This window comes from Caulobacter sp. 1776 (assembly GCF_040545685.1).
Taxonomy (GTDB): domain Bacteria; phylum Pseudomonadota; class Alphaproteobacteria; order Caulobacterales; family Caulobacteraceae; genus Caulobacter.
This window is the reverse complement of sequence record NZ_JBEPMI010000009.1, coordinates 26,130-50,673: the sequence shown is the minus strand read 5'-3', so window position 1 is coordinate 50,673 and position 24,544 is coordinate 26,130. Positions and strand designations below refer to the sequence as shown.

Genomic DNA, 24,544 nt, shown 5'->3' with positions numbered 1-24,544 from the left:
CTCGACTATCGGGCAGGGAGCGCCTAAGTGCAGCGCTCCCCATTCACAGGATCCCAGACGACGTGATCGCCTTCGAGGCCGTTTCCAAGACCTATTCCGCGGGCGGCAATCCCGCGCTCAGCGAGGTTTCGCTGTCGGTGAACGCCGGCGAGGTGTTCGGCGTGATCGGCGCCTCGGGCGCCGGCAAGTCGACCCTGATCCGGCTGATCAACGGCCTGGAGACGCCGACCGGCGGTCGCGTGGTCGTCGATGGCGACGACGTCGCCGCCCTGGGGGTCGAGGGCCTGCGCGCCCTGCGCCGACGGGTCGGGATGATCTTCCAGCACTTCAACCTGCTGTCGGGCAAGACCGTCGCCCAGAACGTGGCCTTCCCCTTGAAGCTGGCCGGTCGGCCGGCCGCCGAGGTCAAGGCGCGCACGGCCGAGCTGCTGGCGCGGGTCGGCCTGACCGCCCATGCCGACAAGTTTCCGGCCCAGCTGTCGGGCGGCCAGAAGCAGCGCGTCGGCATCGCCCGGGCCCTGGCCACCGGCCCCAAGATCCTGCTCTGCGACGAAGCCACCAGCGCGCTGGATCCCGAGACCACCGAGCAGATCCTCGACCTGGTTTCGGGCCTGAACCGCGAGCTGGGCCTGACCATCGTACTGATCACTCACGAGATGGACGTGGTCCGCCGCGTCTGCGACCGGGTCGCGGTGCTGGAGGCCGGCCGCGTGGTCGAGGCGGGGCCCGTCGAGGATGTCTTCCTGCATCCCAAGAGCGACACCGCCCGCCGCTTCGTGCGCGAGGCGGATGGCGAGCCGGCCGCCGACGCGGCGCTGACCGGGCGCGTGGTGCGCCTGACCTTCCGGGGCGAGGCGACCTACAAGCCGGTGCTGGGCGAGGTGGCCCGCGCCACCGGCGTCGATTATTCGATCCTGGGCGGGCGGATCCACCGCCTGCGCGAGACGCCCTACGGCCAGCTGACCCTGGCCCTGACCGGCGGCGATGTCGGGGCGGCCATCGCCCGGTTCCAGGCCGAGGGCGTGCGCGTGGACGAGCTGTCAGGGGAGACCGCCCGATGAGCGCCTCCAATATCGACTGGTCGGAGATCGGCCAGGCCAGCCTCGACACCCTGGCCATGCTGGGCGGCTCGATGGTGCTGACCGTCGCGCTGGGCCTGCCGCTGGGCGTGATCCTGTTCCTGACCGGCAAGGGGCAGATGCTGGAGAACCGCCTGGCCAACGGCGCGCTGGCGCTGCTGGTCAACATCTTGCGTTCAGTGCCGTTCGTCATCCTGCTGATCGTGATGATCCCGCTGACCGTGGCCCTGGTCGGCACCTCTCTGGGCGTGGCCGGAGCGATCCCGCCGTTGGTCGCGGGCGCGGCGCCGTTCTTCGCCCGCCTGGTCGAGACCGCCCTGCGCGAGGTCGACAAGGGCGTGATCGAGGCCAGCTTCGCCATGGGCGCCAAGCGGCGTCAGGTGGTGCTGGGCGCGCTGCTGCCCGAGGCCCTGCCGGGCGTGGTCGCCGCGGCCACCGTCACCGCCGTGGCGCTCGTTTCCTACACCGCCATGGCCGGCGTGGTCGGCGCGGGCGGCCTGGGCGACCTGGCCATCCGCTTCGGCTATCAGCGCTTCCAGACCGACGTGATGATCGTCACCGTGGTGCTGATGCTGGTGCTGGTCCAGGCGCTGCAGATGGTCGGCGACGCCGTGGTGCGTCGCGTTTCGCACCGCTAGAAACTGTCATCCCGGCCAAGCGCGCAGCGCGCCGAGCCGGGACCGCGGCAAGCGCCGTGTTCTTTGCGATCCCGGGTCTGCGCTGCGCTCCGACCGGGATGACAACGGAATTGAGATGACCGACGACACCGACACGACCGCTCACTGGGATCCCGCTTTCGCCGCGACCCTGATCGGCAAGACCCTGCTGATGAACCTGACCTTCCTGGACGACGACGGGGACGTGCAGGAGCGCCAGCAGTTCTTCGGCGTGGTCATCGACGCCACCGAGCACGAGGGCGTCGTGCTGGATCTGCTGGGCGCGCACGACGGCGACACCTACACCCTGCCGCCGCAGACCTCGGCGATCACGGCCGCCGAGCCGGGCGTCACGACGCTGGAGGGCGACAAGCCCGACTTCGTGGCCAGCTGGGTCATCCACGGCGACCCCGACGTGCCCGAGGCGGCCAACGACGAGGACTGAGATGTCGGAAGTCGAGGAGGACGGGCCGCCGGCCTGGGACGATGGCCTGGCCGTCTATGCGCCCGGCAAGTACGTGATTATCGGCATTACGTATGTGGACGCCGAGGGCGCGTTTCTTCGGCGTGCGCAGATGCACGGCGTCATCGAGAGCGCCGACCCCGAGCGTGGTTTTCGCGTCGCCCTGCGGGGTGAAAAGGAAGGCGGGACCTACGACCTGCCTCCGGATCCGCGTGGCTTCCAGCCGGCTGAACCGGGTGAGTACCGCCTCCGCGAAACCGGGGAGACGATCGTCGATCCGGACCTGCTGTCCACCTGGACGTTGCACGCTCCGGAAGCGGCCAACGACGAGGACTAGGCCTGGTCGAACGGGAAGGGCAGCCGGCCGGCCTTGAACAGGATGTCCGGGTTCTCGTCGTAGTCGCCCAGCTCGACGTCGGCGCTGACCGAGAAGGCCACCACGCCCTCGCGCAGCGGGGCCAGGCGTTCGGCCTTGCGGCGCGCCTCTTCCGCCGTCTTGCAGCCGACCTGCTGCTCGGCTTTCAGTCCCTTGCCGCGCCCGGCGACGTAGGACTGCACGATGTGGACGGTTTCCTTGGCCATCCCCATCCAAGCGACCTGTTCGGCGGCCGGGTCAAGGGATCGCTCGACGACCCCTCAGGAAATCTGATTTCCTCTGACGCGGTTGAGCGGGCAAAACCCTACCCGTCAGATCGCCTTATGGAGCCGTTCATGGTCGCCCGCCGCGCTATTCTCGTTCTCGGCCTCGCCGCCATGGCTCTGACAGCCTGCGGCCCGAAAGAGCCCAAGGCCAGCGCGCCCGACACCCTGACGGTGGCTGCCACCGCCATTCCGCACGCCGAGGTGCTGGAATTCATCAAGCCGAAACTGGCCGCCGAAGGGCTGAAGATCGAGATCAAGGTCTTCAACGACTATGTGCAGCCCAACACCCAGGTGGCCGAGAAGCACATCGACGTCAGCTATTTCGAGACGCTGCCTTATCTGGAGACCTTCAACCGCGAGAAGGGCACCACCCTGATTCCGATCCAGGGCGTCCACGTCGAGCCTATCGGGGCCTATTCGTCCAAGTGGAAGTCGATCGCCGAGTTGCCGAACGGCGCCACGGTGGCCATTCCCAACGACGGCAGCACCGAAGGGCGGTCGCTGATCCTGCTGGCCAAGAATGGCGTGATCGGCCTGAAGGACCCCAAGAACGCCCTGTCCACGATCCGGGACATCACCAGCAATCCGAAGAATCTGAAGTTCAAGGAGCTGGAAGCGCCGGCCCTGCCGCGCGTGCTGGGCCAGGTCGACCTGGCGGTGATCAACACCAACTACGCCCTCGACGCCAAGCTCAACCCGTCCAAGGACGCCCTGGTCATCGAGGACAAGACCAGCCCCTATGTGAACTACCTGGTCGGCCGTCCGGACAACAAGGATGACCCACGCGTCAAGAAACTGGCCGCGGCGCTGACCTCGCCGGAGGTCAAGGCGTTCATGGAGCGGAAGTACGCGGGCGCGGTGGTGCCGGCGTTCTAACGGCTGGCAACCTCTGACATTTCACACTACCTATCAGCGACCGCCCCCTTACGGATCGCCCATGGCCTCGCCCTCGCTGAATTCCGGCCGCACCCTGGTGCTGGACGTCGCCAACTCCTCGGGCCTGGAGGACTGGTCGCCGGACCTGCAGAAGACCAAGGTCTATGAGCGCATCCTGCTGGACCTGATCCTGGGCGAGCTGCCGGCCGGCGCGCGGCTGGACGAGCAGTCGCTGGCCGCCCACTACGACACGGGCCTGGCTGGAGTGCGCGACGCCCTGGGCCGCCTGGCGCTGGAAGGCCTGGTCATCCGCCGCGCCCGGTCGGGCACCACCGTCGCGCCGCTGGACCTGGTCGAGCTGCGACAGGGCTACGAGGCCCGCGTGCTGATCGAGCCGCACTGCGCGTCGCTGGCCGCCAAGAACGCCTCCAAGGCCGAGGCCCAGGCGATGTTCGACGTGTTCGCGGACGGCGAGGCGGCCGCGCGGACTTGCGACCTGCCGGCCCTGGTGGCCATGGACCTGCGCTTCCACGCCCTCGTGGCGCGGGCGTCCGGCAACCTCGCCCTGGCCCGTATCCTTATCCCCCTGCAGCACAAGGCGGCCCGCTTCTGGGTGTTCTCGTTCAACGGCGCCACCGAGCAGGAGCTGCTGGATGAGATCGAGGAGCACCGCCAGGTGGCCCGGGTCATCGCCAGCCGCGACGCCGAGGCCTCACGCCAGGCCATGCTGAAAATCCTGAACGTCCAGCCCGAGGCCCAGACCCGCCCGCACGTCGGGGCTGCTTGACCTTTACGTAAACTGCGTCCATCGCGCCACACTGTCTCGCAATCTCTTGTGAAATGTCAGAAGGCATTTTGACGTGGATCAAGCAATCCCCAGATATCGGAACCTAGACCGCCGGGCCTCCCCGCCTGGCGGCGTGAAGGTTCGACCCGATGCCGTCCAGAAACGCCCTGCTGTCCGCCAGCGCCGTGACGCTTTCCAGCATGATCGCGCTCGCCGCCCAGGCCGAGGCCAGAGCGGCGGAGACTCAGGTGGCCGATCAGGTCGATGCGGTGGTCATCGTGGCGCGGGACAAGGCGGGCCTGCTCGAAAAACAGCCGAGCAACACGGTGTTCGGGATCGCCAAGCCGCTGATCGAGACGCCGCGCTCGGCCAGCCTGGTCAGCGACGTGACGTTGGAGCGCTACGGCGTCCTGACCCTGGACGGGGTCACCAAGGTCTCGCCGGGGACCCACACGGCCAGCTTCTACGGCGTGCCCGGCGCGCTGAACATCCGCGGCACCCTGGCCGAGAACTATTTCCGCGGCTTCAAGCGGGTGGAGAACCGCGGCACCTATTCGACCCCGATCGGCGGCGCGGCGCGCATCGAGATCCTGCGCGGCCCGCCGACCCCTGTCTATGGCGCGGGCAAGGTCGGCGGCCTGGTCAACTTCATCCCCAAGTCGGCCCGTGACGAGGGCCGTTTCCTGGCCGGGCCGGAAGGGGAGGTGACCGCGACCTTCGGCAGCTACAACAAGAAGCTGGTCACCGGCCAGTTCGGCGCGCCCGTCAGCCTCGGCAAGGCGGAGGGTGGTGTCTACGTCTATGGCGAGGCCGAGGACAGCCACAGCTACTACAAGGGGATCTATCCGCGTCACCAGACCCTGGAGGTCTCGTCCGACTTCGATCTGGGAAACGGCTGGAGCACGGCCTTCGGCGGCATGGCGTTCCACTCGAACGGCGACGTGCAGACGCCGGGCTGGAACCGCCTGACCCAAGACCTGATCGACCACCGGACCTACATCACCGGCCGCGACAGCAGCCTGGTCGACACCGACCACAACGGCAAGTTGACCCCCAACGAGGTCGGCTTCTATCCCTATGCCAGCGCGCTCTACATCCCTTACTACGGCTTCCCCGCGAGCGACGCCGCGCACACGCTGGACACTGGCGTGGGGACGACCAAGCTGGATCGGCGCACGGTCTATATCAGCCCGGCCGACTTCTCGCGGACCAACACCCAGACGCTGTATTTCGACCTGGCCAAGGACCTGGGCGGCGACCGGTCGGTCAAGCTGCAGCTGTTCCACGACCGCCAGGACAACAAGCGCTTCGTCTCGTACGGCTATCCCTCGGCCGTCGACGCCAAGGTCAGCGAGGTCCGCCTGACCTACGCCTTCCCGACCGATGTCGGGATCGTCCACGCCCGCACCCTGACCGGCGCTTCGCACCGCCGGTTCGAGGGGCGTCGCCGCGAGAGCTACAACAGCGGCCTGATCGCCCTGGATCGCCGCGACATCAGCTTCGGCGCCACGCCCACGGACACCATCGACAGCCCGTTCGACGCCGAGACCGGCGGGATCGGTGTCCAGTGGGAGAACGACAACCGCTCGACCTGGAAACAGACCGGCGTCTTCGTCACCTCCGACATCGAGGCCGGTCGCTTCAACCTGGTGCTGGGCGGCCGCTGGGACCATTACAGCGTCGAGAGCCAGGACACCGGCTTCCTCAGCTACGTCGTGGCGGGCAAGCAGCAGGACGACCGGAACAAGGTGACCTGGAACGCCAGCCTGACCTACAAGCTGCCGGTCGGCCTGATGCCCTATGTCAGCTACGCCAAGGCCGCGGCGCTGGAAATGAGCCAGGCCGGCGACGTCGCGCCCAATCTGGTGGCCGACGGCTCGTGGCTGTCCAGCTCCGACCTGACCGAGGCCGGCGTGAAGTTCCAGCTGCTGCGCGGAACCCTGATCGGCTCGGTCGCGGCCTATCGCCAGAACCGCACCCAGATCGCCGGGGCGATCGCGCCGCCGACCGTGCAGGGTACGCGCGCCAAGGGTGTCGAGGTCGAGGTCCGCTGGCTGGCGTCCGAGCGTCTGTCCTTCACCTTCGCCGGCAACAGCCAGCGCACCACGGTGAAGGGACCGGACGCGTCGTTCCAATATATCCCGGCCTATACGGCCGGTGTCCCCGGCCCGCAGGCCTATGGCGGCTCGTACGTGGTGTGGAGCTTCGCCGGTCTGCCGGGCCGCGGCGGCGACTACGCCTACACCCTGATCCCTAAGTCGGTGGTCAGCCTGTACGGGACCTACACCAGCAAGGGCTACGACTGGGGGCAGGCCGGGGCGACGGTCGGCGTCAGCCACGTCAGCCGTACGGCGGGCACGGTGCAGAATGCGGTGCGCTATCCGGCCTATACGCTGGTCAATGCCTCGGCTTTCGTGAACCGTGGCCCGTACACCCTGTCGGTCAACATCGATAACCTGTTCGACAAGTTCTATTTCACCCCGGACGCCGACACCTACGCCAACCTCGGCGCCTTGCCGGGCAAGGGCCGCGAGTGGCGGGCGACCTTGAAGCGGACGTTCTGATGCGGATGAACCTCACCCACCTCCCCCGTAGCGAAGCGTACGGGGGAGGTGGCGCGGCGCCGATCGGCGACGTGACGGAGGGGGCGCAGCCACCGCACGACGCCCCCTCCGTCACGATGCGTATCCGTATCGCGGCACCTCCCCCGTTTCACGGATGAGGAGGAGACGCCCATGACCCAAGTCGAAGACCGCTTCCGCCCCTGGCTGCTGCTGGCCGGGTTCAGCCTGCTGCTGTTCCTGATCACCGCCTCGACCTACGGCTCGCTGGGCGTCGTGCTGCCGGCGATGATCGGCGAGCTGAAATGGAGCTTCGAGAGGGCCTTCCTGGGCTTCTCCGTGCTGGGCGTCTTCACCGGCGCCTCGTCCTGGTTGCCGGCCATCCTGATCCGCAAGATCGGGGTGCGCGGGACGCTGCTGCTGGGCGCGGCGGTGCTGGCCGGCGGCTTCCTGGGGATGGCCAATTCGGAGAGCCTGCTCAGCTACTACGCCGGCGCGGCCGCGTGCGGGGTGGGCTTCCAGATGGCCGCCCTGATCCCCGGCACCCACGTGCTGTCGTCGCTGTTTCGCAAGCGGGCCCTGCCGTTCGGGATCTATTTCACCTTCGGCTCGCTGGGCGGCGCGGCCGGACCGTGGATGGCCCTGACCCTGATGGGCGCCAGTCATGACGACTGGCGGCTCTACTGGATCGTCCAGGCCGCCTTCGCCGCGATCGTCGGCCTGGTCTGCGCCCTGATGGTCGGCGGCGCCAAGTGGCTGGCGGAAGCCGCGCACGAGGTCGATCTCGAGGTCGAGGAGGAGGCGCGCCAAGCCCCCGCCGACGCCCGTGTCTATCGCACCGCCCACGAGTGGACGGTGGGGGAGGCCCTGCGCACGCCGCAGTTCTACATTCTCGTGGCGGCTTACTTCAGCCACCTGCTGGTTGGAGTGACGGTGGCCAGCGTTTCGGTGACCCACCTGACCGAGCTGGGTATCGCGGCCGGCGTCGCGGCGGTGGCGGCCGGAGCCCTGGCCGCCAAGATGCTGAGCCTGGAATCGCTGATGCAGACCCTGGCCCGCCTGGCCGGTGGCGCGCTGGGCGACCGGGTCGATCCGCGCTGGCTGCTGGTCTTCGCGCAAGGGATGCTGGTCGTCGGTCTCCTGGCCCTGGCCCACGCGGCGACGCCGGCCTTGATGCTGCTTTACGCCATCGGCACCGGCGTCGGCTTCGGCCTGACCGTGCTGGCGGTGACCGTGCTGCTGCTGAACTATTACGGGCGCCAGAGCAATCTGGAGCTCTTCTCGCTGACCTGCCTGGTCGGCGCGGTCTCGGCGGCGGGGCCGTTCATCGCCGGGGCCATGCGCGACCGCCTGGGGAGCTTCTCGCCGACCTTCCAGCTGTTCGCGGCAGTGACGGCGGTGGTGTTCGTCGCCGTGCTGGCGATGCGGCCGCCCCGAGCGCCGCAGGCCTAGAAGGAGCGCCGCAGGCTAGAAAAGGCGCCGCAGGCCTAGCCGCCAAAGAAAAAGCCGCCCCGGCGAACACCGGGGCGGCTTCGTCTTTCGACCTAAGCGGTAAGGCTTAGAAGGCGGCCTTCAGGCTGACCACGCCGCGGCTGCCGTAGATCTTGCCGAGACCGTGTTCGTCGGTGTCGTGATAACGCACGTCCAGGGTCAGCTTGTCGGTCAGGGCGTAGCCCAGGCCGACGTTCCAGGTGTTGTAGCTCTTGTAGTTCTCGATGTCCTGGTGACCGACGGCGCCCGACAGGGTCAGCTTCGGCGCGACCGGCACCGCGGCGTTGCCTTCGACGTACACAGCGTCGCCGCCCTTGCCCGGATATTCCGGCGACCAATAAACGGCGGCGCCCAGGGTGGCGGGGCCGAAGGCGTGCGAAGCGGCGGCCTTGGCTTCGAAGTAACCGAACTGGCCGGGCGTCAGGCCCTTGTCTTCGACATAGCCGTAGTACAGCACGCCGAAGTCCAGCGAGGTGTCGCCGACGGTCGGCTTGACGCCGGCATAGAGGTCGATCTCGGCGGTCGGGTCATCGGCGCCGAAGTCGACGTTCGAGGCCCAGACGCCCGCGTAGGCGATGCCGTACGAGGCGTCGATGCCGCCTTGGACAGCCGGATCTTCCTGGGTCTGGCTGACGCCGCGGAAAACGTAGTCGCTGGTGACGCCGAGGTTGTACGAGAGCTTCAGCTCCTCGGCCATCGCCGCGCCCGACAGGGCGACGGTGGCGGCGGCGGCGGCCAGCGCGATCTTCATGGCTTTCATGGTTCTATCCCCTTTTCTGTGTCGTCTTCCGGGTTGGTTCCCGGACTCCGACGGCGCCTGCAAGCGCATGCGTCCCCAACGGATTAGTTGGGGACCCGCCTTTAGTTGCAATCCAGGGACTCCGAACGCCAGCGATAAGGGCGCCGCTCGCCTAAAGTTTGGGCGCAGTGTGACGATTTTGCTGCAGAATGTGCGCATATCCGCCACAGGCGCCGGAAAAGCGAATCTCACTCGTCAGTGACATTTACCGCATGGAAAGACTTGCGCCGCCCAGGTGCAGGCCCGCATCGACCAGCAGGGTCTCGCCCGTGACGTGGCGCGAGGCCGGCGAGGCCAGGAAGACGGCGGCCCCGGCGACATCCTCGGCGGTCGAAGCCACCTTCAGCGGCGTCGCGGCGGCCGCGCCGGCTCGCAGGCGGTCGACGCGCTCGGCGTCCATGGCCTTGCCGAACCATGGCGTGTCGATGAAGCCCGGGCAGATGGCGTTGACGCGGATTCGTGGCCCCAAGGCCCTGGCCAGCGACAGGGTCATGGTGGTCATCGCGCCCTTCGAGGCGGCGTAGGGCACCGACGAGCCGTTGCCGACCACGCCGGCGATCGAGGCGGTGTTGACCACCGCGCCTGGGGCGGGGGCGGACTCCAACAGCGAGCGGGCGGCCCGCACCATCTGGAACGCGCCGACCACATTGACCGAATAGAGTCGCAGGAAGTCCTCGGCATTGACCGCGTCAAGGTCGGCGTGGTCTGGCGCGAACTTGGTGACGCCGGCGTTGTTGAACAGGGCGTCGATCCGGCCGGTGGTGTCGGCGGCCGCCGCGATCCGGCGGCAGTCCTCGTCGTTGGCGACGTCGCCCTGGACCAGGATGGCCTTGGAGCCTTCGGCCTCGACCAGGCGGGCGGTCTCCTCGGCCTCCTCGGCGCTGCGGGCGAAGTTGACCACCACCAGGCCCGCGCCGCGCCGGGCGGTCTCCACCGCGATCGCGCGGCCCAGGCCCGTGGAGGCGCCCGTGATCACCACCGTGAAGCCGTCGAAGTCCCGTCCCAACATGGTTCTCTCCCGAACATCTGTTTGCGACGTTGTAGCGAGGCGCGCTTGGCTTGTCTCGCGGGGCAGGGAGGCCTAAATCGCGGCGATGACCGATCTCAACGTCACCCAACTGGGCCAAGTCGTCGACGCGCCCGAAAGCCCCGAAGCCGCCGTCCTCGAGCGCGTGCCCAATCCGCAGAGCGACGTGCTGTACCTGGCCCGCTTCGTCGCGCCGGAGTTCACCTCGCTGTGCCCCGTCACCGGCCAGCCGGACTTCGCGCATCTGGTGATCGACTATGCGCCCGGCGACTGGCTGATCGAGAGCAAGTCGCTGAAGCTCTACCTGACCAGCTTCCGCAACCACGGCTCGTTCCACGAGGACTGCACCGTCAAGGTCGCCCGCAAGATCGTCGAGATCGCCCAGCCGCGCTGGCTGCGCATCGGCGGCTACTGGTATCCGCGCGGCGGCATTCCGATCGACGTCTTCTGGCAGACCGGGCCGGCGCCGGAAGGCCTGTGGGTCCCCGACCAGGGCGTCGCGCCGTATCGCGGCCGAGGCTGATCCAGCAAGGCGCGCCCGCGGGCGCGACGAAAGCGGATGCCGGCGCGTCGGACGAGGGCTGCGCTCGGCGCGCGTTCCGCTAGACTGCGCCCATGAAAGATATCGACATCGGGCTGAGGTCGGACCTTTTCAGACAGGCGCTTCTGCTCACCCTGGGTCTCTGGGGCCTAGACACGCTGCTGTTCTCGCTGCCGTACCTGGCCAGCGGCCGGCAGCCCTTGCCAGGCGTCCTGGCCAGCCATTTCTTGTTCATGGGGCTGGGCGCGCTGCTGTCGAGCCTGGTCTATGTGCGGGCCGGGCGCACGCCGCTCGATGGCCGGCCCGTGCGGTTCGTGGCCCTTGTGCCGGTCGTGGTGGGCCTCGCCGTCGTGATGGCGGCGTCGGACATGTTGATCGGCGGCCATCTGCGGGCGAGCCTCGACGGCGCCCATCCCACCCAGCGCGTCGTGGCGGCGCGGGCGGCCAGTCAGTTCCTGGTCGGCGGCTGGATGTTCGCCCTGCTGGGCGCGCTCTATCTGATGATGATCGCCGTCCGCGTGACCCGCGAGCACGAGCGGCGGCTGGCCGACGCCCAGGCCCAGGCCCTGGCGGCCGAGGCCCAGGCCAGCGCCGCGCGGCTGGCGGCCCTGCGCTATCAGCTCAATCCGCACTTCCTGTTTAATACCCTGAATGCCGTCTCGTCGGCCGTGATCACGGGCCGGAACGACGAGGCCGAGTCGATGCTGGCGCGGCTGGCCGAGTTCCTGCGCCTGACCTTGGCCGCCGACCCCGAGGCGATGATCCCGCTGGAGGACGAGCTGGCCACCCTGCAGGCCTATCTTGAGATCGAGAGCGTGCGGTTTCGCGACCGGCTGGGCGTGGAGTTTTCGTGCCCGAACGAGCTGCGCGCGGCGCTGGTCCCCAGCTTCGTGCTACAGCCCCTGATCGAGAACGCCATCAAGCACGGCGTCGCCCCGACCAGCCGTCCGGTGACCGTGCGGCTGGAGGCCTCGCGCGACGGCGACGACCTGGTGGTCATCGTCGAGGACGACGGCGAGGCGGTCGCGCCTCTGGCGGCCCATCCACCGGGCCGCGTGGGCGTCGGCCTGGCCAATGTCCGCCAGCGGCTGCAGGTGCTTTACGGCGCGCGCGGCGTGCTGCAGGCGGCCCCACGCGAGCACGGTTTCCTGGTCCTGCTGCGCATCCCGCTGCGACTGGAGCCGGCGGTCCTGGCGCCCGGGGCGAGGGCGGCGTGATGGAGTTGAAGGTCCTGCTGGTCGACGACGAGCCCGCCGCCCTGGAGCGGCTGTCGGCCCTGTTCGCCCAGATCCCCGACACGAAGCTGGTGGGCGTGGCCCGCAATGGCCGCGAGGCGGGCCAGGCGATCGCCGAGCTGGCGCCCGACCTCGTCATGCTGGACATCCAGATGCCGGAGCTGAGCGGTCTGGCCCTGGCGTCCGGACTGCCGATCGAGGCGCGGCCCGAGATCGTCTTCGTCACCGCCTTCGAGGTCTATGCCGCCGACGCCTTCGCGGTGGAGGCCGCCGACTATCTGCTCAAGCCCGTCCGCTTCGACCGCCTGCGCCAGGCCGTGGAGCGCGCCCGCCGCCGCCGCACCCTGCAGAAGGCCTTCGAGCAGCAGGCCGAGGCCGCGCCGGCGCGCGAGAATGACCTGGACGGCATCTGGGTGACGACGCGCCAGGGCCATGTTCGGGTAGCGGTCAGCGAGATCGACTGGATCGAGGCGGCCAAGGACTATGTCCTGCTGCACACGGCCACCCGCAGCCACATCCACCGCATCACCATGAGCGCGCTTGAGCAGGGCCTGGACCCGCACAAGATGATCCGCGTGCACCGCTCGGCCTTCGTCAGCCCCGACCGGGTCGAGGCGGTCAACCGCCTGGGCAAGGGCCTGATCGCCCTGGTGCTGCGCGACGGCGTCGCCGTGCCCGTGGGCCCGACCTACGTGAAGGCGGTGCAGGCGCGGCTGGGGCTGGCGGTCGAGGCGTAGAAAGTCTCGATAGCGATCCGAACTCCGTGTCATCCCGGAAGCGCGTAGCGCTGTCCGGGACCCAGGGGGCGGCGCAGTGCAGTTGCCCCTGGGTCCCGGCTCTCCGCTTCGCTGCGGCCGGGATGACACGCTGTAGGGGTCTTCGCGAACTTGCTACCCCTTCGCCAGCCTTCGCCGATTGGCCCGCACCTTCTTGCGCAGGTGCGCCAGCGAGCCCGACGCGATCGCCGGTCCCGTGACGCCCAGCTGGCCGGTCATGGCCAGAAGCGGCAGGGTCAAGCCAGCGGTCACCTTCTCGCCGACCATCAGCTGGGTCTCGGCCTGGGCGGCCGCGCCGCCGGCCGCCAGTTTCATCATGCGCAGGCCGATGACGGCGGAGGCTTCCATCCCCAGCGCCCAGCTGTCGAAGGCCAGGCTTGTCCAAGGATCCTTGCGTCTGGCCATCGGTCGTTCCTTTGCTGTGCTTGAAAGTCCAACGCTTGAGGCTAGGCCGGGGTCCAAGCCTTCGTGATCGCCGCCACGTCCGGCCGCTGGCGCTCCTGCGGCGGCTCGGTCGCCGTGCCCAGATAGAGGAAGCCGGCCACCTGCTCGCCCACGGCCAGGCCGAGGATCGCCGTGGCGCGCGGGTCGTAGCTGTACCAGTCGGTGATCCAGTTGGCGCCCCAGCCCAGAGCCGCGGCGGCCAGCAGCATCTGGTGGCAGACGGCGGACGCGCTCTGGCGCTGCTCCCACTCGGGAATCTCGCCCTCGATGAAGCGCGAGATCACGGCCACGGCGACCGGCGGGCGGGTCAGCTTGCGCAGGGCGGCGTTGGCCTTGGCCGGATTGGCCTGGCTGTCGGCGAGGGCGGTGATCTTCTCGGCGAAGACCTCCTTGGCCGGGCCCTTCAGGATCACGAACCGCCAGGGCGCCAGCTTGCCGTGGTCGGGCACGCGAACGGCCAGACGCAGGAGGTCGGCCAGCTGGGCGTCGTCCGGTCCCGGGGCGGTCAGCGCCATGGCCGAGGCCGACCGGCGCTTGGCCAGGAAGGCGACGACTTCGGGCGAGGCCTCGATCGGCAGGGTCTCGCCGAATTCGGGGGCGGGGGGAACGGAACCGGCCAAGACGATCTCCACGAAGCAATGTAAGCCGCACACCTATGGCTGGGGCCCAGCCACCACAAGTGACGAGCGCCGATGTCCGACAAGCCCGCCTGGCTCAAGCCCCATGGAAAACCCTGGACCGTCTCCAGCCGAAAGGTCGTCTACGACAATCCGTGGATCACCCTGACCGAATACCAGGCGATCGCGCCGACCGGGCGGCCGGCGCTCTATGGCAAGGTCGGCTTCAAGAACCAGGCGATCGGCGTCATACCGCTGCACGAGGACGGCACGGTGACGCTGGTCGGCCAGAACCGCTTTTCCCTGGCCAACTACAGCTGGGAGCTGCCCGAAGGCGGCGCGCCGCACGGCGAGGACCCGCTGGACGGCGCCAAGCGCGAACTGGCCGAGGAGGTGGGGCTGCGGGCCGACGACTGGCGGCTGATCCTGCGGATGGAGCTGTCGAACTCGGTCACCGACGAGATCGCCTACGGCTTTCTGGCCATGGACCTGACCCCGACCGAAACGGCTCCGGACGAGACCGAGGACCTGGCCGTGGCCCGCGTGCCCTTCCGCGAGGCGCTGGACGCGGCGACCGCGGGTCACATGCCCGACGCAATCACGGTGGCGCTATTGCTCCGGACGCACCATATGGCCGTGCGAGGGGAGCTGCCGGCCCATCTGGCGGCGCTCATCCTGTAAAAGGCGGCGTTCGTCGTCTCAGTTGGAGCATCGTCAATAAAGATGCTCTATGTATCGCGCCTGCAGGCAAGGGAGAGCCCGATGGCCAAGCCTTTGGAAGTGGTGACGCCGGACACCCAGACCCCGGTCTGGGCGGCCCTGCGCAACCAGGCCGAACACGCGGCCAAGGACGAGCCGGCCCTGGCCTCGCTGCTGAACGCGGTGATCCTGAGCCACGACAACCTGGCCGACGCCCTGACCTTCCAGCTGGCCCGCAAGCTGGGCGACCAGGAGATGCGGGCGATGACGGCGCGCGAGTTCGCCGCCGACGCCTTCGAAAGCGATCCGTCGATCGTCGAGGCGGCCGAGGCCGACCTGAAGGCGGTGTTCGAGCGCGATCCGGCCTGCAAGGGCTATGTCCAGCCGTTTTTGTTCTTCAAGGGCTTCCTGGCCCTGCAGACCCACCGCGTGTCGCACTGGCTGTGGCATCAGGGCCGCGAGACCCTGGCCTTCTACCTGCAGAGCCGGGCCAGCGAGGTCTTTCAGGTCGACATCAATCCCGCGGCCAAGATCGGCAAGGGCGTGTTCATCGACCACGGCACGGGCATCGTCATCGGCGAGACCGCGGTCGTCGGCGACGACGTCTCGATGCTGCACGGCGTGACCCTGGGCGGGACCGGCGCCGAGCGCGGCGACCGCCACCCCAAGATCGGCAAGGGCGTCCTGCTGGGCGCCGGCGCCAAGGTGCTGGGCAACATCCTGATCGGCGACTACGCCAAGATCGCGTCGGGCTCGGTGGTGCTGCGCCCCGTGCCGGCCCACTGCACGGCGGCCGGCGTGCCGGCCCGCCTGGTCAACTGCCCGACCTGCGAGGAGCCGGCCAAGACCATGGACCACACCCTGGCCGAGACCGTCTATTCGTACGAAATCTGAATGGGCGAGATCTGAGTGCGGGCTTTTCTGCGTCGTCTGAGCGGCCTGGCGCTGGCGGCCGTCATCGCGGTCGGCGGTCCCGCGCTCGCGGCGTCCGCTCCGGTCGGCGGCTACACGATCGTGAAGACCTACGCGCACGACCCCGGCGCCTTCACCGAGGGGCTGTTCTATCGCGACGGCTTCATGTTCGAGAGCACCGGCCTGGCCGGTCGCTCGTTCATTCGCAAATGGAACCTGGAGACCGGCTTCTCCGAGCAGGAGCGCATGGTCGACTCCCGCTATTTCGGCGAGGGTATCGTCGACTGGAAGAACCGGCTCTACGAGCTGACCTGGACCAACGAGATCGGTTTCATCTACGACATCGACACGTTCGAGAAGATCGGCGAGTTCAGCTATCCGGGCGAGGGCTGGGCCCTGACCCGCGACGACAAGCGGCTGATCATGAGCGACGGCACCTCGTTCATCCGCTTCCTGGATCCGGAGACCCTGAAGGAGACCGGCCGCATCGAGGTCACAGACCACGGCGTGCCGGTCCGGAACCTGAACGAGCTGGAATATGTGAAGGGCGAGCTGCTGGCCAATATCTGGCAGACGACGCGCATCGCGCGGATCAATCCGGCGACGGGCGAGGTCACCGGCTGGGTCGAGTTGGCGGGTCTCCTGAAGGAGGCCGGGGTCAGCGGGACTCGCGACGACGTCCTGAATGGCATCGCCTATGACGCCGCCAAGGACCGTCTGTTCGTGACCGGCAAGCTGTGGCCGAAACTTTTCGAAATAAAACTCGCGCCAGGGCGGTAGGACGCGGAACCGGGGTTTGGGGCTGGCGTTAAATCTGCGTCCGCCCCTCTACGCCCCCCCGACCTAGTGGGCGGACCGAGCCCCGGCCGGCGAGCACGCCGCCGGGGCTCACCCCTATCTGGGGCTAGGTTAGAGCCAATCGACATCGGCCCAAAACACCGCTCATCCCCGCAAAAGCGGGGACCCAAACTGCTTTTCAGCGCGTGGCGTCGCTCGAAACCCATTTCCCGACTTGGCTTGGGTCCCCGCTTTCGCGGGGATGAGCGGATTTAAAGGGATCAACGTGAGTGTCGATCGGCCTAGCCCTGCTTGGCGCAGGCGATGGACTTTCCCTTCAGCGAGATCTGTTCGGCGTCCGCCGGCGGCTTGGCGGTGACCCCGTAGAGCACGGCGGTCCAGATCGCCATCAGCGCCAGGACCTGGGGCAGGGTGATGCGGCGGCTGTCGGGGCGGGGATCGGCGAGCGGCATGGCGCGACTATCTCCCGGTTGCGCCGGCCCGAATAACGACTTATCGGTCGGGCTTCTGTGAGGTTTCTTCACATGGCTCGCCGCCAGCTGCCATCGCTGAACGCCCTGCGCGCCTTCGAGGCGTTCGGACGGCATGGCCGCATGACCCTGGCCGCTGACGAACTGTGCGTGACCCACGGCGCCGTCAGCCGTCAGATCCGCCAGCTGGAAGAGCAGCTCGGCGTCGCCCTGACCGAAGGGCCGCGCTCGCGCCTGCGGATGACCGAGGCCGGGCTGAAGCTAGCCCAGGCCCTGTCGCCCGCCTTCGACCAGATCGAGGCCGCTGTGCCGCGCCCCATCCAGGCCGGCCAGAAGCCGCTGGTCGTCTCGTGCCTGCCGACCTTCGCCATGAAGTGGCTGATCCCGCGCCTGCCGGGCTTCCAGGCGGCGCATCCCGACATCCCGGTGCGGGTGGCCGAGTCCAACGGGCCGTTCGACTTCAAGGCCGACGGCATCGACCTGGCCATCCGCATGCGCTCGCCCGACACGCCGGTGACCTACGACTCCGTCGTGACGCCGTTCATGGAGCATTTCCACGGGCCGGTGATGTCGCCCGAACTGGCGGCGGCCGGACCGGCGACGCTGGAGCGAATCTGCGCCCTGCCGCGTCTGCTGACCCGCACCTTCCTGGAAAGCTGGTCGGACTGGGCCCGCAACTTCGAGCTCGATCCCCTGCCGCCGCCCGTCAGTGAGCAGGAGTTCGACCACTATTTCTACATGCTGGAGGCGGCCGTCGCCGGACTGGGCGTGGCGATCGGCCCGTGGGCCTTCGTGCAGCGCGACCTGGCCAGCGGCCGCCTCGTCGCGCCCCTGGGCTTCACCCCCGGACGGGCCCGGATCGTGGCCGTCACACCGCCGGATGGCGCCACCGAAGCGGCCGCGCTATTCCGCGATTGGCTGCTGGCCGAAGGAGCGTCCACACCTCATCCGCCGGAACCGCTTGCGCCGCCCGCGCCGGACGCTAGTTTCGCCCCGATAACGCGCTCCCGGGCGCTCAGCTAGAACAAGAGGCCCCCCCGTGGACGCCACGACCGTCGCCAAGCTCGAAAAGCACCTGAAGCGCACCTTCGGCAACCCGCACATCGCCGTGAAGCCGCGCCCGAAGCAGAAGGACTCGGCCGAGGTCGAAGTCGCTGGCGAATTCATCGGCGTGGTCTTCCAGGACGAGGACGAGGACGGCTCGTTCATGTTCGAGATGGCCATCCTCGGCGAAGACCTGGACTAGGTTTCGCGATCGTCGCGCGCCTCAGGCCATGACCGGCTTGGGGACCGCGCGGCGGACCATCAGCGAGGCCACCCCGGCGACCAGACCGGCCGTCCCCGCGATGATGAACGCCTCGACGTACTGGCCTTGCTGGGCGCGGATGACGCCCGCGCCGATGGCCGCGGTGGCCGCGCCCAGTTGGTGGCCGGCGGCGATCCAGCCGAACACGATGGGACCGTCGCGCTCGCCGAACGCTTCGGAGGCCAGGCGCACGGTCGGCGGCACGGTGGCCAGCCAATCCAGCCCGTAGAACACCGCGAACGCCGACAGGCTGACCACCGAGAAGTCCGAGAAGGGCAGGTAGATCAGCGACAGGCCACGCAGCGAATAGTAGACGAACAGCAGCTTGCGACTGTCATAGCGGTCGGTCAGCCAGCCCGAGGCGGTGGTGCCCACCAGGTCGAACAGGCCCATCAGGGCCAGCAGGCCGGCGGCGCGCACCTCGGGCAAGCCCCGGTCGCCGCAAAAGGCGATCATGTGGACGCCGACTAGGCCGTTGGTGGTCAGGCCACAGATGAAGAAGCCCAGGAACAGCAGCCAGAAGGTCCGGGTCTTGGCCGCGCGGCCCAGGGCGCCGAACGCATAGGAGAGGGCGCTGCCGCCGCTGAGCGGGGCGGGGGCCACGTAGTCGTCCGGCGCGCCGTAGGGACGCAGGCCGACGTCCGATGGCCGCTCGGGGATCAGCAGCCACATCAGCGGGGCCAGGACCAGACAGACGATCGAGACGGTCAGCACGACCGGCTTCCAGCCGCCGTGCTCGGCGATCACCGCCATGCCGGGCAGGAAGATCAGCGAGCCAGTGGCCGTCGAGGCGGACAACAGGCCCAGCATCACGCCCCGACGGGCCACGAACCAGCGGTTCACGACGGTCGCGCCCAGCACCATGGCGACCGCGCCGCTCGAGATCCCGGTCAGCACGCCCCAGGTGGCCACATAGTGCCAGGAGGCGGTCATGAGGGCCGAGAGGCCGGTGGAGATCGACATCATCACCAGGGCCAGGGTCACGGTCTTGCGCAGGCCGAACGACTGCATCAGCGCCGCCGCGAACGGCCCCGTGAGGCCGTACAGGAAGATGCCGACGCCGGCCGCCAGCGAGATCGAGGCGCGGTCCCAGTGGAAGGCCTTCTCCAGCGGCAGGATCAGCACGCCGGGCGCCGCGCGGAGGCCAGCGGCCGACAAGAGAGCGAGGAAAATGGCGCCGGCGACGACGAAGGCGTAGTTCTGACCGAACGGCCTTTTGTGACTGGCGGAGGGGCTTGCGGTCGTCATGTCGTCTCTCGATGTGGGCGATGTAACCGATCGGTACGGGCTTGATTGGCTACATACGTACCGGTAAGTAACATCGTCAAGAACCGTGTTCGAAAATGTCCAAGAAAACGCCGGAAGAGATCCTCGCCGGGCCTTACGGACCCGCCCCCCGCGCCGCCGATCGCATCTTCGACACGGCGCGCGACCTGTTCTACCGCGAGGGCATCCGCGCCGTGGGCGTGGACGAGATCGTCACCCGCGCCGGCGTCACCAAGCCTAGCCTCTATCGCAGCTACAAGTCCAAGGACGAGCTGGTCGCGGCGGTGCTGCGCGAGGTCGAGGTCGCCTTCTGGGACCGCTTCGAGGCGGCCGAAGCGCTGCATCCGGACGATCCCAAGGCCCAGATGGTCGCCTATTTCGGCGTCCTGGCCGAACGCTCGGGCGGGGGCGACTATCGCGGCTGCAACCTGTCGAACGCCGTGGTCGAATATCCCGACCGCCAGCACGCCGGCCGCCAGGTCGCCCAGGTTCACAAGCAACAGCTGCGCGACCGCCTCCAGGCCAAGGCCGCCGAGATGGGCGCGTCCGATCCCAAGGAACTGGGCGACGCGATGATGCTGCTGATCGAGGGGGTGTTCACCTCTAGCCAGATGTTCGACGGCGACGACAAGCCGGCCCTGGCCGTGGTCGGCGCGGTAAAGGCGTTGATCGCCGCCTATTGTCCGGCTTGAGTGGGCGTATGACCGCCCACGTTCTGGATCGCCCCGCCTATTCGACCTTGACCGGCCGCCAGAGCCATCTGGCCGTCCATCACGGCGGGGCGCTGCGGATGCATCCCGACTTTGGCCTGTTCGCCGGCGTGGTCGACGAGAGCCCCGAGAGCCTGAAGGCGCTGGGCGAGCTGGTCCGCGCGCAAGGGACGGTCGGCCTCGTCGAGCCCGCCGCGCCGCCGCCCGTTCCAGGGACCGAGGTCGTCTCCAGCGCGCTGTGCCTGCAGATGGAGGCCAGCGCGGTGGCGCCGGCCTGGGACGTCGCGTTCGAGATGCTGGACCTGGGCGACGCCGACGCGGCCGAGATGCTGGCCCTGGCCACCCTGACCAAGCCCGGTCCGTTCTTCTCGCGCACCCATCAGCTGGGCGCGTTCATCGGCGTGCGGGTCGACGGCCAACTGGTCGCCATGGCCGGCGAGCGGATGCGGCCCGACGGCTATACCGAGGCCAGCGGCGTCTGCGTCCATCCCGACCATCGCGGCAAGGGCTACGCCGCCCGCCTGCTGCGCGAGGTGACCGCCAAGATCCTGGCGCGCGGCGAGAAGGCGTTCCTGCACAGCTACGCCGACAACGCCACGGCCATCGGCCTCTACGAGTCGCTGGGCTATCGCGGTCGGCGCGAGGTGGTGTTCACAATCCTGAAGCCGGCCGGCTGACACGAAAAGGGCGGGAGGTCTCGCGACCACCCGCCCTTCGCCTTCGGCTTGACGAGAGACCCTAGGCCTTCGCCGACCGCGCCGCCGCGCCCTTGGCCCACACATAGTGCCAGACCAGCAGGCCGATGCCCGCGAGGGCCGCGAAGATCATGCCGACGGTCTCTGACGGGGCGAACGGGACGGCCAGGGGCGCATCCTTGTTGGTGGCCACGATCAAGCCGGCATAGGCGACGTTGAACAGGCTCTCGCCGACGATGAAGCCGGACGCGGCCAGTACGCCCAAGCGCTCGGCGCCCTCGGCGTTCGGGCCCTTGCTGGTCCACTTCTCGTACAGCCAGCCGCCGACCGCGCCGACCACCACGGGGGCGGTCACGGCGCTGGGCAGGTAGATGGCCAGGCCCACGCCCAGCGGCGGCAGGGCGTACTTGTTGGCGCTGAGCTTGCGCAGGGTCTCGTCGATCAAAACCAGGCCGAGGCCGACGGCGATGCCGATCCCCAGCATGTGCAGCTCCAAGTGACCGCCGATCACGCCCTTGGCCAGGGTCGAGATCAGGGTCGCCTGCGGGGCCGGCAGCGGGTTGGTCGCCACCGACTGCAGGTTGGCGGCGCCGGCGAAGCCCCAGGCGCGGTTCATCAGTTCCAGGGCCGGCGGGATGACGGCCGAGCCGGCGGCGACGCCGATCATCAGGGCCACCTGCTGCTTCCACGGCGTGGCGTCGACCAGTTGGCCGGTCTTCAGGTCCTGCAGGTTGTCGTTGGCGATCACGGCCACGGCCATGATCAGGGTGGTGACGTACAGGGCGAAGGCGATCAGGGCGGTGTTGACCTCCGGGCCCATGGTCGCGTGGCCGATCGCGCCGATCATCGCCGAGGCGCCGAGGATCGACAGGATGGCGATGCCGCTGACCGGGCTGTTCGAGGCGCCGATCAGGCCGGCCATGTAGCCGCAGACGGCGGCGGCGAATAGACCCGCCACGACCATGAAGGCCACGCCCGCCAGGACCAGGGGGACCGCGGCGCCGGCCAACGGGCCGCCCGCCAGGAAGTCGTAGAGCAGCCAGCCGGATGGGGCGAGGACGATCAGGACGAGCAGGCCGACCAGGTTGATCGGGATGTCCTGCTCGACGCGCGGGATCGCGCCTTCACCTGACTTGCGGGCGGCGCTGGCGGCCAGGGCGGCCATCAGGCCGCGCCAGACGGGCAGGGCCAGCTTGCCCAGCGTCCAGATCGCCGAGGCGCCGATCGCGCCGGCGCCGATGAAGCGGACCTGGGTGCGCCAGACGGTGACGGCGTGGGTGGCGACGTCGCCCGTCCACGGGGCCATCGCGGTCAGGATCGGCGTGGCGATCCCCCAGGCGATGATCAGGCCGACCACGAAGGCGATGCCGACGGTGATGCCCATGATATGGCCCGCGCCGATCAGGGCCATCGAGGCCGAGGCGCCCAGGCCCGTCGCGCCGGCGCCGACCTTGAAGTAGCCGGCCACCTCGGCGGCGAAGATCTTGGCGGCGGCCAGAGCCGCGAACAGCGCCGAGGTGATCGCGCCGACGGTCACGGCGAACAGGCCGGCCTTGCCCTCCTCGGCGCCTTCGCGCGAGCTGGAGCCCACCTTCAGCACTTCGGCGGCGGCGACGCCTTCGGGGTAGGGGAGGTCGGACTGGGTGACCAGGGCCCGGCGCAGCGGGATCGAATAGGCCACGCCCAGCACGCCGCCGGCGGCGCAGACGCCGAACACCTGCCAGTACGGGAAGTTCGCCCACCAGCCGATCATCAACAGGCCCGGCAGCACGAAGATCACCGACGACAGCGTCCCCGCCGACGAGGCGATGGTCTGGACGATGTTGTTTTCCTGGATGGTCGAGGTCTTGAACGCCCGCAGCAGGGCCATCGAGATGACGGCGGCGGGGATCGAGGTGGCGAAGGTCAGGCCGACCTTGAGGCCCAGATAGACCTGGGCGACGGTGAAGACGAGGGTGATCAGGACGCCGAGTATGATCCCTCGGAGGGTCAATTCCGTGCGCGGCGCTTCGGGGTCGGCCATGAACATGTCCAAAAAAGTATAGAGGCGGCCGGACCTTGCACGTCCGACCGCCTCAAACTCAAGCCTCGATTTTAACGAACCGCGATCGGCCTGGCGTCTACCGACGCAGGCGCGCCTTGCAGGCGACCGCGATATTGAGAGCCAGCCGGTCGTCCTGTTCGGCCAAGGCGAAATTGTAGGCGTCCTCGCAATGGTTGGCCCTGATCATGACCGCAGCCTGTTGGGCGCGGCGCCATTGATCCCGGCTGACCTCCTGGTGGGCGTCGTTGTTCATGCTCTGACGCAACAGCGTGATTTGCGTGAAGTTGTTGTAGATGCCCATCGACGACGAGGGCTTCGCTCCGAAGTTTTCCGGGGGCGACTGTGAGGTCTGGTTTTGGGTTTGAGCGAAGGCCCCGCTCGCGAAACCGGCGAGGACGAGGGCCGCGAGGGCCGCGCGTTTCAACATGACCGTTCCTTCCTGAGCCGAGAAGAACGTCACGGTCGCTCAACCTAGGACTACTGAAAAGCGGAAACGCTACTGAAAAGGCCGCTCCGTCTCGGACGAAGCGGCCTCGATTTCAATTCAGGGCGCTGATCAGAGAACGCCCAGCATCTCCGCGACCAGCGGGTGGCGGACGATGTCGCGGTCGGCCAGGCGGACGACGGCGATGTTGGCGACCTCATCGAAGCGGGCGGCCACGTCGGCCAGGCCGGAGATGCCTGGCAGCAGGTCCGACTGGTTCGGGTCGCCGGTCACGACCATGGTCGAGTGCCAGCCGAGACGGGTCAGCAGCATCTTGAGCTGCATGTAGGTGCAGTTCTGGGCCTCGTCGATCACCACGAAGGCGTTGTTGAGCGTGCGGCCGCGCATGAAGCCGACCGGCGCGATCTCGATCGCGCCCTCGGCCATCAGGGCCCGCATGCGCTTGACCGACAGGCGATCGGTCAGGGCGTCGTAGAGCGGCCGCAGATACGGGGCCAGCTTGTCTTCCATGTCGCCCGGCAGATAGCCGATCGACTCGCCGGCCTCGACGGCGGGGCGCGACAGCACGATGCGGCTGACCGTACCAGCCTCCAGGGCTTCCACCGCCTTGGAGATGGCGATGTAGGTCTTGCCGGTGCCGGCCGGGCCCAGGGCCATGACCAGGTTCTTGTTGTCGATGGCTTCCATCAACTCCGCCTGGCCTGGCGATTTGGGTTTTATGGTTTTGAGGTAGCTCTGGTCCCGACTATCGCCTCTCGCGCCTCCCTCATCGGACAGTGGCGACCAGCCGCCGCGGTGATCGACCGGCAGGCGGCGCACCTTGGCGTCGTCGTACTGGCTGGTCGTCTCGTACGCGCCTTCACGCGCCATCCGCTTCAGGGCTCGCTTGGTCATCAAAGCCTCCATTCGGGCATGAAAAAAGGACGAGGCCGTAAGGCGTCGTCCTTGTCGGGGAGCTGGATTGCAACGAAGTCGCGTGCGCGGCAGGGCGGCTCGGGAGAGCTTCCGCCAAGAGAGCTCTTAGGGGGCGGTGCTGTACGCCGGAACGCCAAGTGCGACACCTCGTCTTCGTCAGCGGGTGGGCCGATGGCAAAGGTCGCCCCCGACCCGGATACGAGAGGAAAATGATTCCCGCTTGAGGAATGTTCCCTCTCGAATCGCCTGACTACAATGGCCCAACATGGTTTCCGGGTCGTTAATCTGAA

The 24,544-nt window shown here is 68.4% G+C and carries 26 protein-coding genes and 3 pseudogenes; 18 read left to right on the top strand and 11 right to left on the bottom strand.

Features of this window, described 5'->3' with window-relative positions:
- Nucleotides 1–62 precede the first annotated feature (62 nt).
- The 4 genes from ABIC66_RS22655 (at nucleotide 63) to ABIC66_RS22640 (ending at nucleotide 2,535) form a co-directional block, all read left to right on the top strand.
- Entirely contained in the window at nucleotides 63–1,061 is a 999-nt protein-coding gene (locus ABIC66_RS22655; protein WP_354073365.1) for a methionine ABC transporter ATP-binding protein, read from the top strand.
- Nucleotides 1,058–1,717: a methionine ABC transporter permease gene (locus tag ABIC66_RS22650; protein ID WP_354073363.1), complete on the top strand. Its 660-nt coding sequence runs from the start codon at nucleotides 1,058–1,060 to the stop codon at nucleotides 1,715–1,717. The genes ABIC66_RS22655 and ABIC66_RS22650 overlap by 4 nt, the downstream gene beginning before the upstream one ends.
- 115 nt (nucleotides 1,718–1,832) lie before the next feature.
- Entirely contained in the window at nucleotides 1,833–2,180 is a 348-nt protein-coding gene (locus ABIC66_RS22645; RefSeq protein WP_354073361.1) for a hypothetical protein, read from the top strand.
- A 1-nt stretch (nucleotide 2,181) separates the two neighbouring features.
- Complete coding sequence (locus tag ABIC66_RS22640) at nucleotides 2,182–2,535, top strand: hypothetical protein (RefSeq protein ID WP_354073359.1); 354 nt, start codon at nucleotides 2,182–2,184, stop codon at nucleotides 2,533–2,535.
- Here the strand turns inward: ABIC66_RS22640 and ABIC66_RS22635 are convergent.
- Nucleotides 2,532–2,780, bottom strand: coding sequence for a hypothetical protein (locus ABIC66_RS22635; protein WP_354073357.1), 249 nt, complete (start codon nucleotides 2,778–2,780; stop codon nucleotides 2,532–2,534). The two genes, ABIC66_RS22640 and ABIC66_RS22635, sit on opposite strands and share 4 nt — an antisense overlap.
- Nucleotides 2,781–2,897: 117 nt before the next feature.
- On the opposite strand from ABIC66_RS22635, the gene ABIC66_RS22630 reads away from it, so the two are divergent.
- The 4 genes from ABIC66_RS22630 (at nucleotide 2,898) to ABIC66_RS22615 (ending at nucleotide 8,516) form a co-directional block, all read left to right on the top strand.
- Nucleotides 2,898–3,716 carry a MetQ/NlpA family ABC transporter substrate-binding protein gene (locus ABIC66_RS22630; RefSeq protein ID WP_354073355.1) on the top strand — a complete coding sequence of 273 codons (819 nt, stop codon included), beginning with the start codon at nucleotides 2,898–2,900 and terminating at the stop codon, nucleotides 3,714–3,716.
- Nucleotides 3,717–3,777: 61 nt separating this feature from the next.
- A complete protein-coding gene (locus ABIC66_RS22625) occupies nucleotides 3,778–4,503 on the top strand; it encodes a GntR family transcriptional regulator (RefSeq protein WP_354073353.1) in 726 nt (241 codons plus the stop codon).
- A 149-nt stretch (nucleotides 4,504–4,652) separates the two neighbouring features.
- Complete coding sequence (locus ABIC66_RS22620) at nucleotides 4,653–7,067, top strand: TonB-dependent siderophore receptor (protein ID WP_354073351.1); 2,415 nt, start codon at nucleotides 4,653–4,655, stop codon at nucleotides 7,065–7,067.
- 171 nt (nucleotides 7,068–7,238) lie between these two features.
- The gene (locus ABIC66_RS22615) at nucleotides 7,239–8,516 is read left to right on the top strand and encodes an MFS transporter (protein ID WP_354073349.1); all 1,278 of its coding nucleotides are present in this window, start codon (nucleotides 7,239–7,241) and stop codon (nucleotides 8,514–8,516) included.
- Nucleotides 8,517–8,622: 106 nt separating this feature from the next.
- Here the strand turns inward: ABIC66_RS22615 and ABIC66_RS22610 are convergent, their stop codons facing one another.
- Together ABIC66_RS22610 and ABIC66_RS22605 are read right to left on the bottom strand one after the other, a co-directional pair.
- Nucleotides 8,623–9,315 (bottom strand): TorF family putative porin, encoded by a 693-nt coding sequence (locus tag ABIC66_RS22610; protein ID WP_354073347.1) that lies wholly within the window; start codon nucleotides 9,313–9,315, stop codon nucleotides 8,623–8,625.
- Nucleotides 9,316–9,559: 244 nt separating this feature from the next.
- Nucleotides 9,560–10,380 (bottom strand): annotated as a pseudogene (locus tag ABIC66_RS22605) (SDR family NAD(P)-dependent oxidoreductase).
- Nucleotides 10,381–10,448: 68 nt separating this feature from the next.
- On the opposite strand from ABIC66_RS22605, the gene queF reads away from it, so the two are divergent.
- The 3 genes from queF to ABIC66_RS22590 all read left to right on the top strand — a co-directional run bounded on the left by queF (nucleotide 10,449) and on the right by ABIC66_RS22590 (nucleotide 12,894).
- The gene (queF, locus tag ABIC66_RS22600) at nucleotides 10,449–10,904 is read left to right on the top strand and encodes a preQ(1) synthase (RefSeq protein WP_354073345.1); all 456 of its coding nucleotides are present in this window, start codon (nucleotides 10,449–10,451) and stop codon (nucleotides 10,902–10,904) included.
- Between the two features lie 92 nt (nucleotides 10,905–10,996).
- The gene (locus ABIC66_RS22595) at nucleotides 10,997–12,139 is read left to right on the top strand and encodes a sensor histidine kinase (protein ID WP_354073343.1); all 1,143 of its coding nucleotides are present in this window, start codon (nucleotides 10,997–10,999) and stop codon (nucleotides 12,137–12,139) included.
- Nucleotides 12,139–12,894 (top strand): LytR/AlgR family response regulator transcription factor, encoded by a 756-nt coding sequence (locus ABIC66_RS22590; RefSeq protein WP_354073341.1) that lies wholly within the window; start codon nucleotides 12,139–12,141, stop codon nucleotides 12,892–12,894. The genes ABIC66_RS22595 and ABIC66_RS22590 overlap by 1 nt, the downstream gene beginning before the upstream one ends.
- Before the next feature lie 13 nt (nucleotides 12,895–12,907).
- Here the strand turns inward: ABIC66_RS22590 and ABIC66_RS22585 are convergent.
- From ABIC66_RS22585 to ABIC66_RS22575, 3 genes and pseudogenes are all read right to left on the bottom strand, one after another.
- Nucleotides 12,908–13,028 (bottom strand): annotated as a pseudogene (locus ABIC66_RS22585) (hypothetical protein); the annotation flags it as partial.
- Between the two features lie 19 nt (nucleotides 13,029–13,047).
- Nucleotides 13,048–13,338, bottom strand: coding sequence for a hypothetical protein (locus ABIC66_RS22580; RefSeq protein WP_354073339.1), 291 nt, complete (start codon nucleotides 13,336–13,338; stop codon nucleotides 13,048–13,050).
- A gap of 41 nt (nucleotides 13,339–13,379) precedes the next feature.
- Nucleotides 13,380–13,997 carry a nitroreductase family protein gene (locus tag ABIC66_RS22575; RefSeq protein ID WP_354073338.1) on the bottom strand — a complete coding sequence of 206 codons (618 nt, stop codon included), beginning with the start codon at nucleotides 13,995–13,997 and terminating at the stop codon, nucleotides 13,380–13,382.
- Nucleotides 13,998–14,001: 4 nt separating this feature from the next.
- Between ABIC66_RS22575 and ABIC66_RS22570 the strand changes: the two are divergent.
- From ABIC66_RS22570 to ABIC66_RS22560, 3 genes and pseudogenes are all read left to right on the top strand, one after another.
- Nucleotides 14,002–14,675: pseudogene (locus ABIC66_RS22570) on the top strand (NUDIX domain-containing protein).
- Between the two features lie 81 nt (nucleotides 14,676–14,756).
- A complete protein-coding gene (gene cysE / locus ABIC66_RS22565) occupies nucleotides 14,757–15,587 on the top strand; it encodes a serine O-acetyltransferase (protein ID WP_354073334.1) in 831 nt (276 codons plus the stop codon).
- A 15-nt stretch (nucleotides 15,588–15,602) separates the two neighbouring features.
- Nucleotides 15,603–16,385, top strand: a complete 783-nt coding sequence (locus tag ABIC66_RS22560) for a glutaminyl-peptide cyclotransferase (RefSeq protein ID WP_354073332.1) — start codon at nucleotides 15,603–15,605, stop codon at nucleotides 16,383–16,385.
- 299 nt (nucleotides 16,386–16,684) lie between these two features.
- Here the strand turns inward: ABIC66_RS22560 and ABIC66_RS22555 are convergent, their stop codons facing one another.
- Complete coding sequence (locus tag ABIC66_RS22555) at nucleotides 16,685–16,855, bottom strand: hypothetical protein (protein WP_354073331.1); 171 nt, start codon at nucleotides 16,853–16,855, stop codon at nucleotides 16,685–16,687.
- Between the two features lie 72 nt (nucleotides 16,856–16,927).
- Between ABIC66_RS22555 and ABIC66_RS22550 the strand changes: the two genes are divergently transcribed.
- Nucleotides 16,928–17,896, top strand: coding sequence for a LysR substrate-binding domain-containing protein (locus ABIC66_RS22550; RefSeq protein ID WP_354073329.1), 969 nt, complete (start codon nucleotides 16,928–16,930; stop codon nucleotides 17,894–17,896).
- Between the two features lie 16 nt (nucleotides 17,897–17,912).
- Nucleotides 17,913–18,119, top strand: a complete 207-nt coding sequence (locus ABIC66_RS22545) for a DUF3126 family protein (RefSeq protein ID WP_223391281.1) — start codon at nucleotides 17,913–17,915, stop codon at nucleotides 18,117–18,119.
- 21 nt (nucleotides 18,120–18,140) lie between these two features.
- On the opposite strand, the gene ABIC66_RS22540 is transcribed toward ABIC66_RS22545, so the two are convergent.
- Nucleotides 18,141–19,427 carry an MFS transporter gene (locus ABIC66_RS22540; RefSeq protein ID WP_354073327.1) on the bottom strand — a complete coding sequence of 429 codons (1,287 nt, stop codon included), beginning with the start codon at nucleotides 19,425–19,427 and terminating at the stop codon, nucleotides 18,141–18,143.
- Nucleotides 19,428–19,522: 95 nt separating this feature from the next.
- On the opposite strand from ABIC66_RS22540, the gene ABIC66_RS22535 reads away from it, so the two are divergent.
- Together ABIC66_RS22535 and ABIC66_RS22530 are read left to right on the top strand one after the other, a co-directional pair.
- Nucleotides 19,523–20,137 (top strand): TetR/AcrR family transcriptional regulator, encoded by a 615-nt coding sequence (locus tag ABIC66_RS22535; RefSeq protein WP_354073325.1) that lies wholly within the window; start codon nucleotides 19,523–19,525, stop codon nucleotides 20,135–20,137.
- Nucleotides 20,138–20,145: 8 nt separating this feature from the next.
- Entirely contained in the window at nucleotides 20,146–20,832 is a 687-nt protein-coding gene (locus ABIC66_RS22530; protein ID WP_354073323.1) for a GNAT family N-acetyltransferase, read from the top strand.
- A 61-nt stretch (nucleotides 20,833–20,893) separates the two neighbouring features.
- On the opposite strand, the gene ABIC66_RS22525 is transcribed toward ABIC66_RS22530, so the two are convergent.
- The 3 genes from ABIC66_RS22525 to ABIC66_RS22515 all read right to left on the bottom strand — a co-directional run bounded on the left by ABIC66_RS22525 (nucleotide 20,894) and on the right by ABIC66_RS22515 (nucleotide 24,245).
- Nucleotides 20,894–22,879 carry an OPT family oligopeptide transporter gene (locus ABIC66_RS22525; RefSeq protein WP_354073321.1) on the bottom strand — a complete coding sequence of 662 codons (1,986 nt, stop codon included), beginning with the start codon at nucleotides 22,877–22,879 and terminating at the stop codon, nucleotides 20,894–20,896.
- A 91-nt stretch (nucleotides 22,880–22,970) separates the two neighbouring features.
- Entirely contained in the window at nucleotides 22,971–23,354 is a 384-nt protein-coding gene (locus ABIC66_RS22520) for a hypothetical protein (protein WP_354073319.1), read from the bottom strand.
- Between the two features lie 96 nt (nucleotides 23,355–23,450).
- The gene (locus ABIC66_RS22515; protein ID WP_354073317.1) at nucleotides 23,451–24,245 is read right to left on the bottom strand and encodes a PhoH family protein; all 795 of its coding nucleotides are present in this window, start codon (nucleotides 24,243–24,245) and stop codon (nucleotides 23,451–23,453) included.
- Between the last annotated feature and the right edge of the window lie 299 nt (nucleotides 24,246–24,544).

What these genes read in the sequence shown, in the direction of transcription:
- ABIC66_RS22580 (WP_354073339.1), bottom strand. Translation starts at nt 13,338, where the DNA reads ATGGCCAGACGCAAGGATCCTTGGACAAGCCTGGCCTTCGACAGCTGG.
- ABIC66_RS22590 (WP_354073341.1), top strand. Translation starts at nt 12,139, where the DNA reads ATGGAGTTGAAGGTCCTGCTGGTCGACGACGAGCCCGCCGCCCTGGAG.
- ABIC66_RS22525 (WP_354073321.1), bottom strand. Translation starts at nt 22,879, where the DNA reads ATGTTCATGGCCGACCCCGAAGCGCCGCGCACGGAATTGACCCTCCGA.
- queF (WP_354073345.1), top strand. Translation starts at nt 10,449, where the DNA reads ATGACCGATCTCAACGTCACCCAACTGGGCCAAGTCGTCGACGCGCCC.
- ABIC66_RS22645 (WP_354073361.1), top strand. Translation starts at nt 1,833, where the DNA reads ATGACCGACGACACCGACACGACCGCTCACTGGGATCCCGCTTTCGCC.
- ABIC66_RS22535 (WP_354073325.1), top strand. Translation starts at nt 19,523, where the DNA reads ATGTCCAAGAAAACGCCGGAAGAGATCCTCGCCGGGCCTTACGGACCC.
- ABIC66_RS22635 (WP_354073357.1), bottom strand. Translation starts at nt 2,780, where the DNA reads ATGGCCAAGGAAACCGTCCACATCGTGCAGTCCTACGTCGCCGGGCGC.
- ABIC66_RS22530 (WP_354073323.1), top strand. Translation starts at nt 20,146, where the DNA reads ATGACCGCCCACGTTCTGGATCGCCCCGCCTATTCGACCTTGACCGGC.
- ABIC66_RS22515 (WP_354073317.1), bottom strand. Translation starts at nt 24,245, where the DNA reads ATGGAGGCTTTGATGACCAAGCGAGCCCTGAAGCGGATGGCGCGTGAA.
- ABIC66_RS22625 (WP_354073353.1), top strand. Translation starts at nt 3,778, where the DNA reads ATGGCCTCGCCCTCGCTGAATTCCGGCCGCACCCTGGTGCTGGACGTC.
- ABIC66_RS22595 (WP_354073343.1), top strand. Translation starts at nt 10,997, where the DNA reads ATGAAAGATATCGACATCGGGCTGAGGTCGGACCTTTTCAGACAGGCG.
- ABIC66_RS22540 (WP_354073327.1), bottom strand. Translation starts at nt 19,427, where the DNA reads ATGACGACCGCAAGCCCCTCCGCCAGTCACAAAAGGCCGTTCGGTCAG.
- cysE (WP_354073334.1), top strand. Translation starts at nt 14,757, where the DNA reads ATGGCCAAGCCTTTGGAAGTGGTGACGCCGGACACCCAGACCCCGGTC.
- ABIC66_RS22620 (WP_354073351.1), top strand. Translation starts at nt 4,653, where the DNA reads ATGCCGTCCAGAAACGCCCTGCTGTCCGCCAGCGCCGTGACGCTTTCC.
- ABIC66_RS22630 (WP_354073355.1), top strand. Translation starts at nt 2,898, where the DNA reads ATGGAGCCGTTCATGGTCGCCCGCCGCGCTATTCTCGTTCTCGGCCTC.
- ABIC66_RS22610 (WP_354073347.1), bottom strand. Translation starts at nt 9,315, where the DNA reads ATGAAAGCCATGAAGATCGCGCTGGCCGCCGCCGCCGCCACCGTCGCC.
- ABIC66_RS22615 (WP_354073349.1), top strand. Translation starts at nt 7,239, where the DNA reads ATGACCCAAGTCGAAGACCGCTTCCGCCCCTGGCTGCTGCTGGCCGGG.
- ABIC66_RS22555 (WP_354073331.1), bottom strand. Translation starts at nt 16,855, where the DNA reads ATGCCGCTCGCCGATCCCCGCCCCGACAGCCGCCGCATCACCCTGCCC.
- ABIC66_RS22650 (WP_354073363.1), top strand. Translation starts at nt 1,058, where the DNA reads ATGAGCGCCTCCAATATCGACTGGTCGGAGATCGGCCAGGCCAGCCTC.
- ABIC66_RS22550 (WP_354073329.1), top strand. Translation starts at nt 16,928, where the DNA reads ATGGCTCGCCGCCAGCTGCCATCGCTGAACGCCCTGCGCGCCTTCGAG.
- ABIC66_RS22640 (WP_354073359.1), top strand. Translation starts at nt 2,182, where the DNA reads ATGTCGGAAGTCGAGGAGGACGGGCCGCCGGCCTGGGACGATGGCCTG.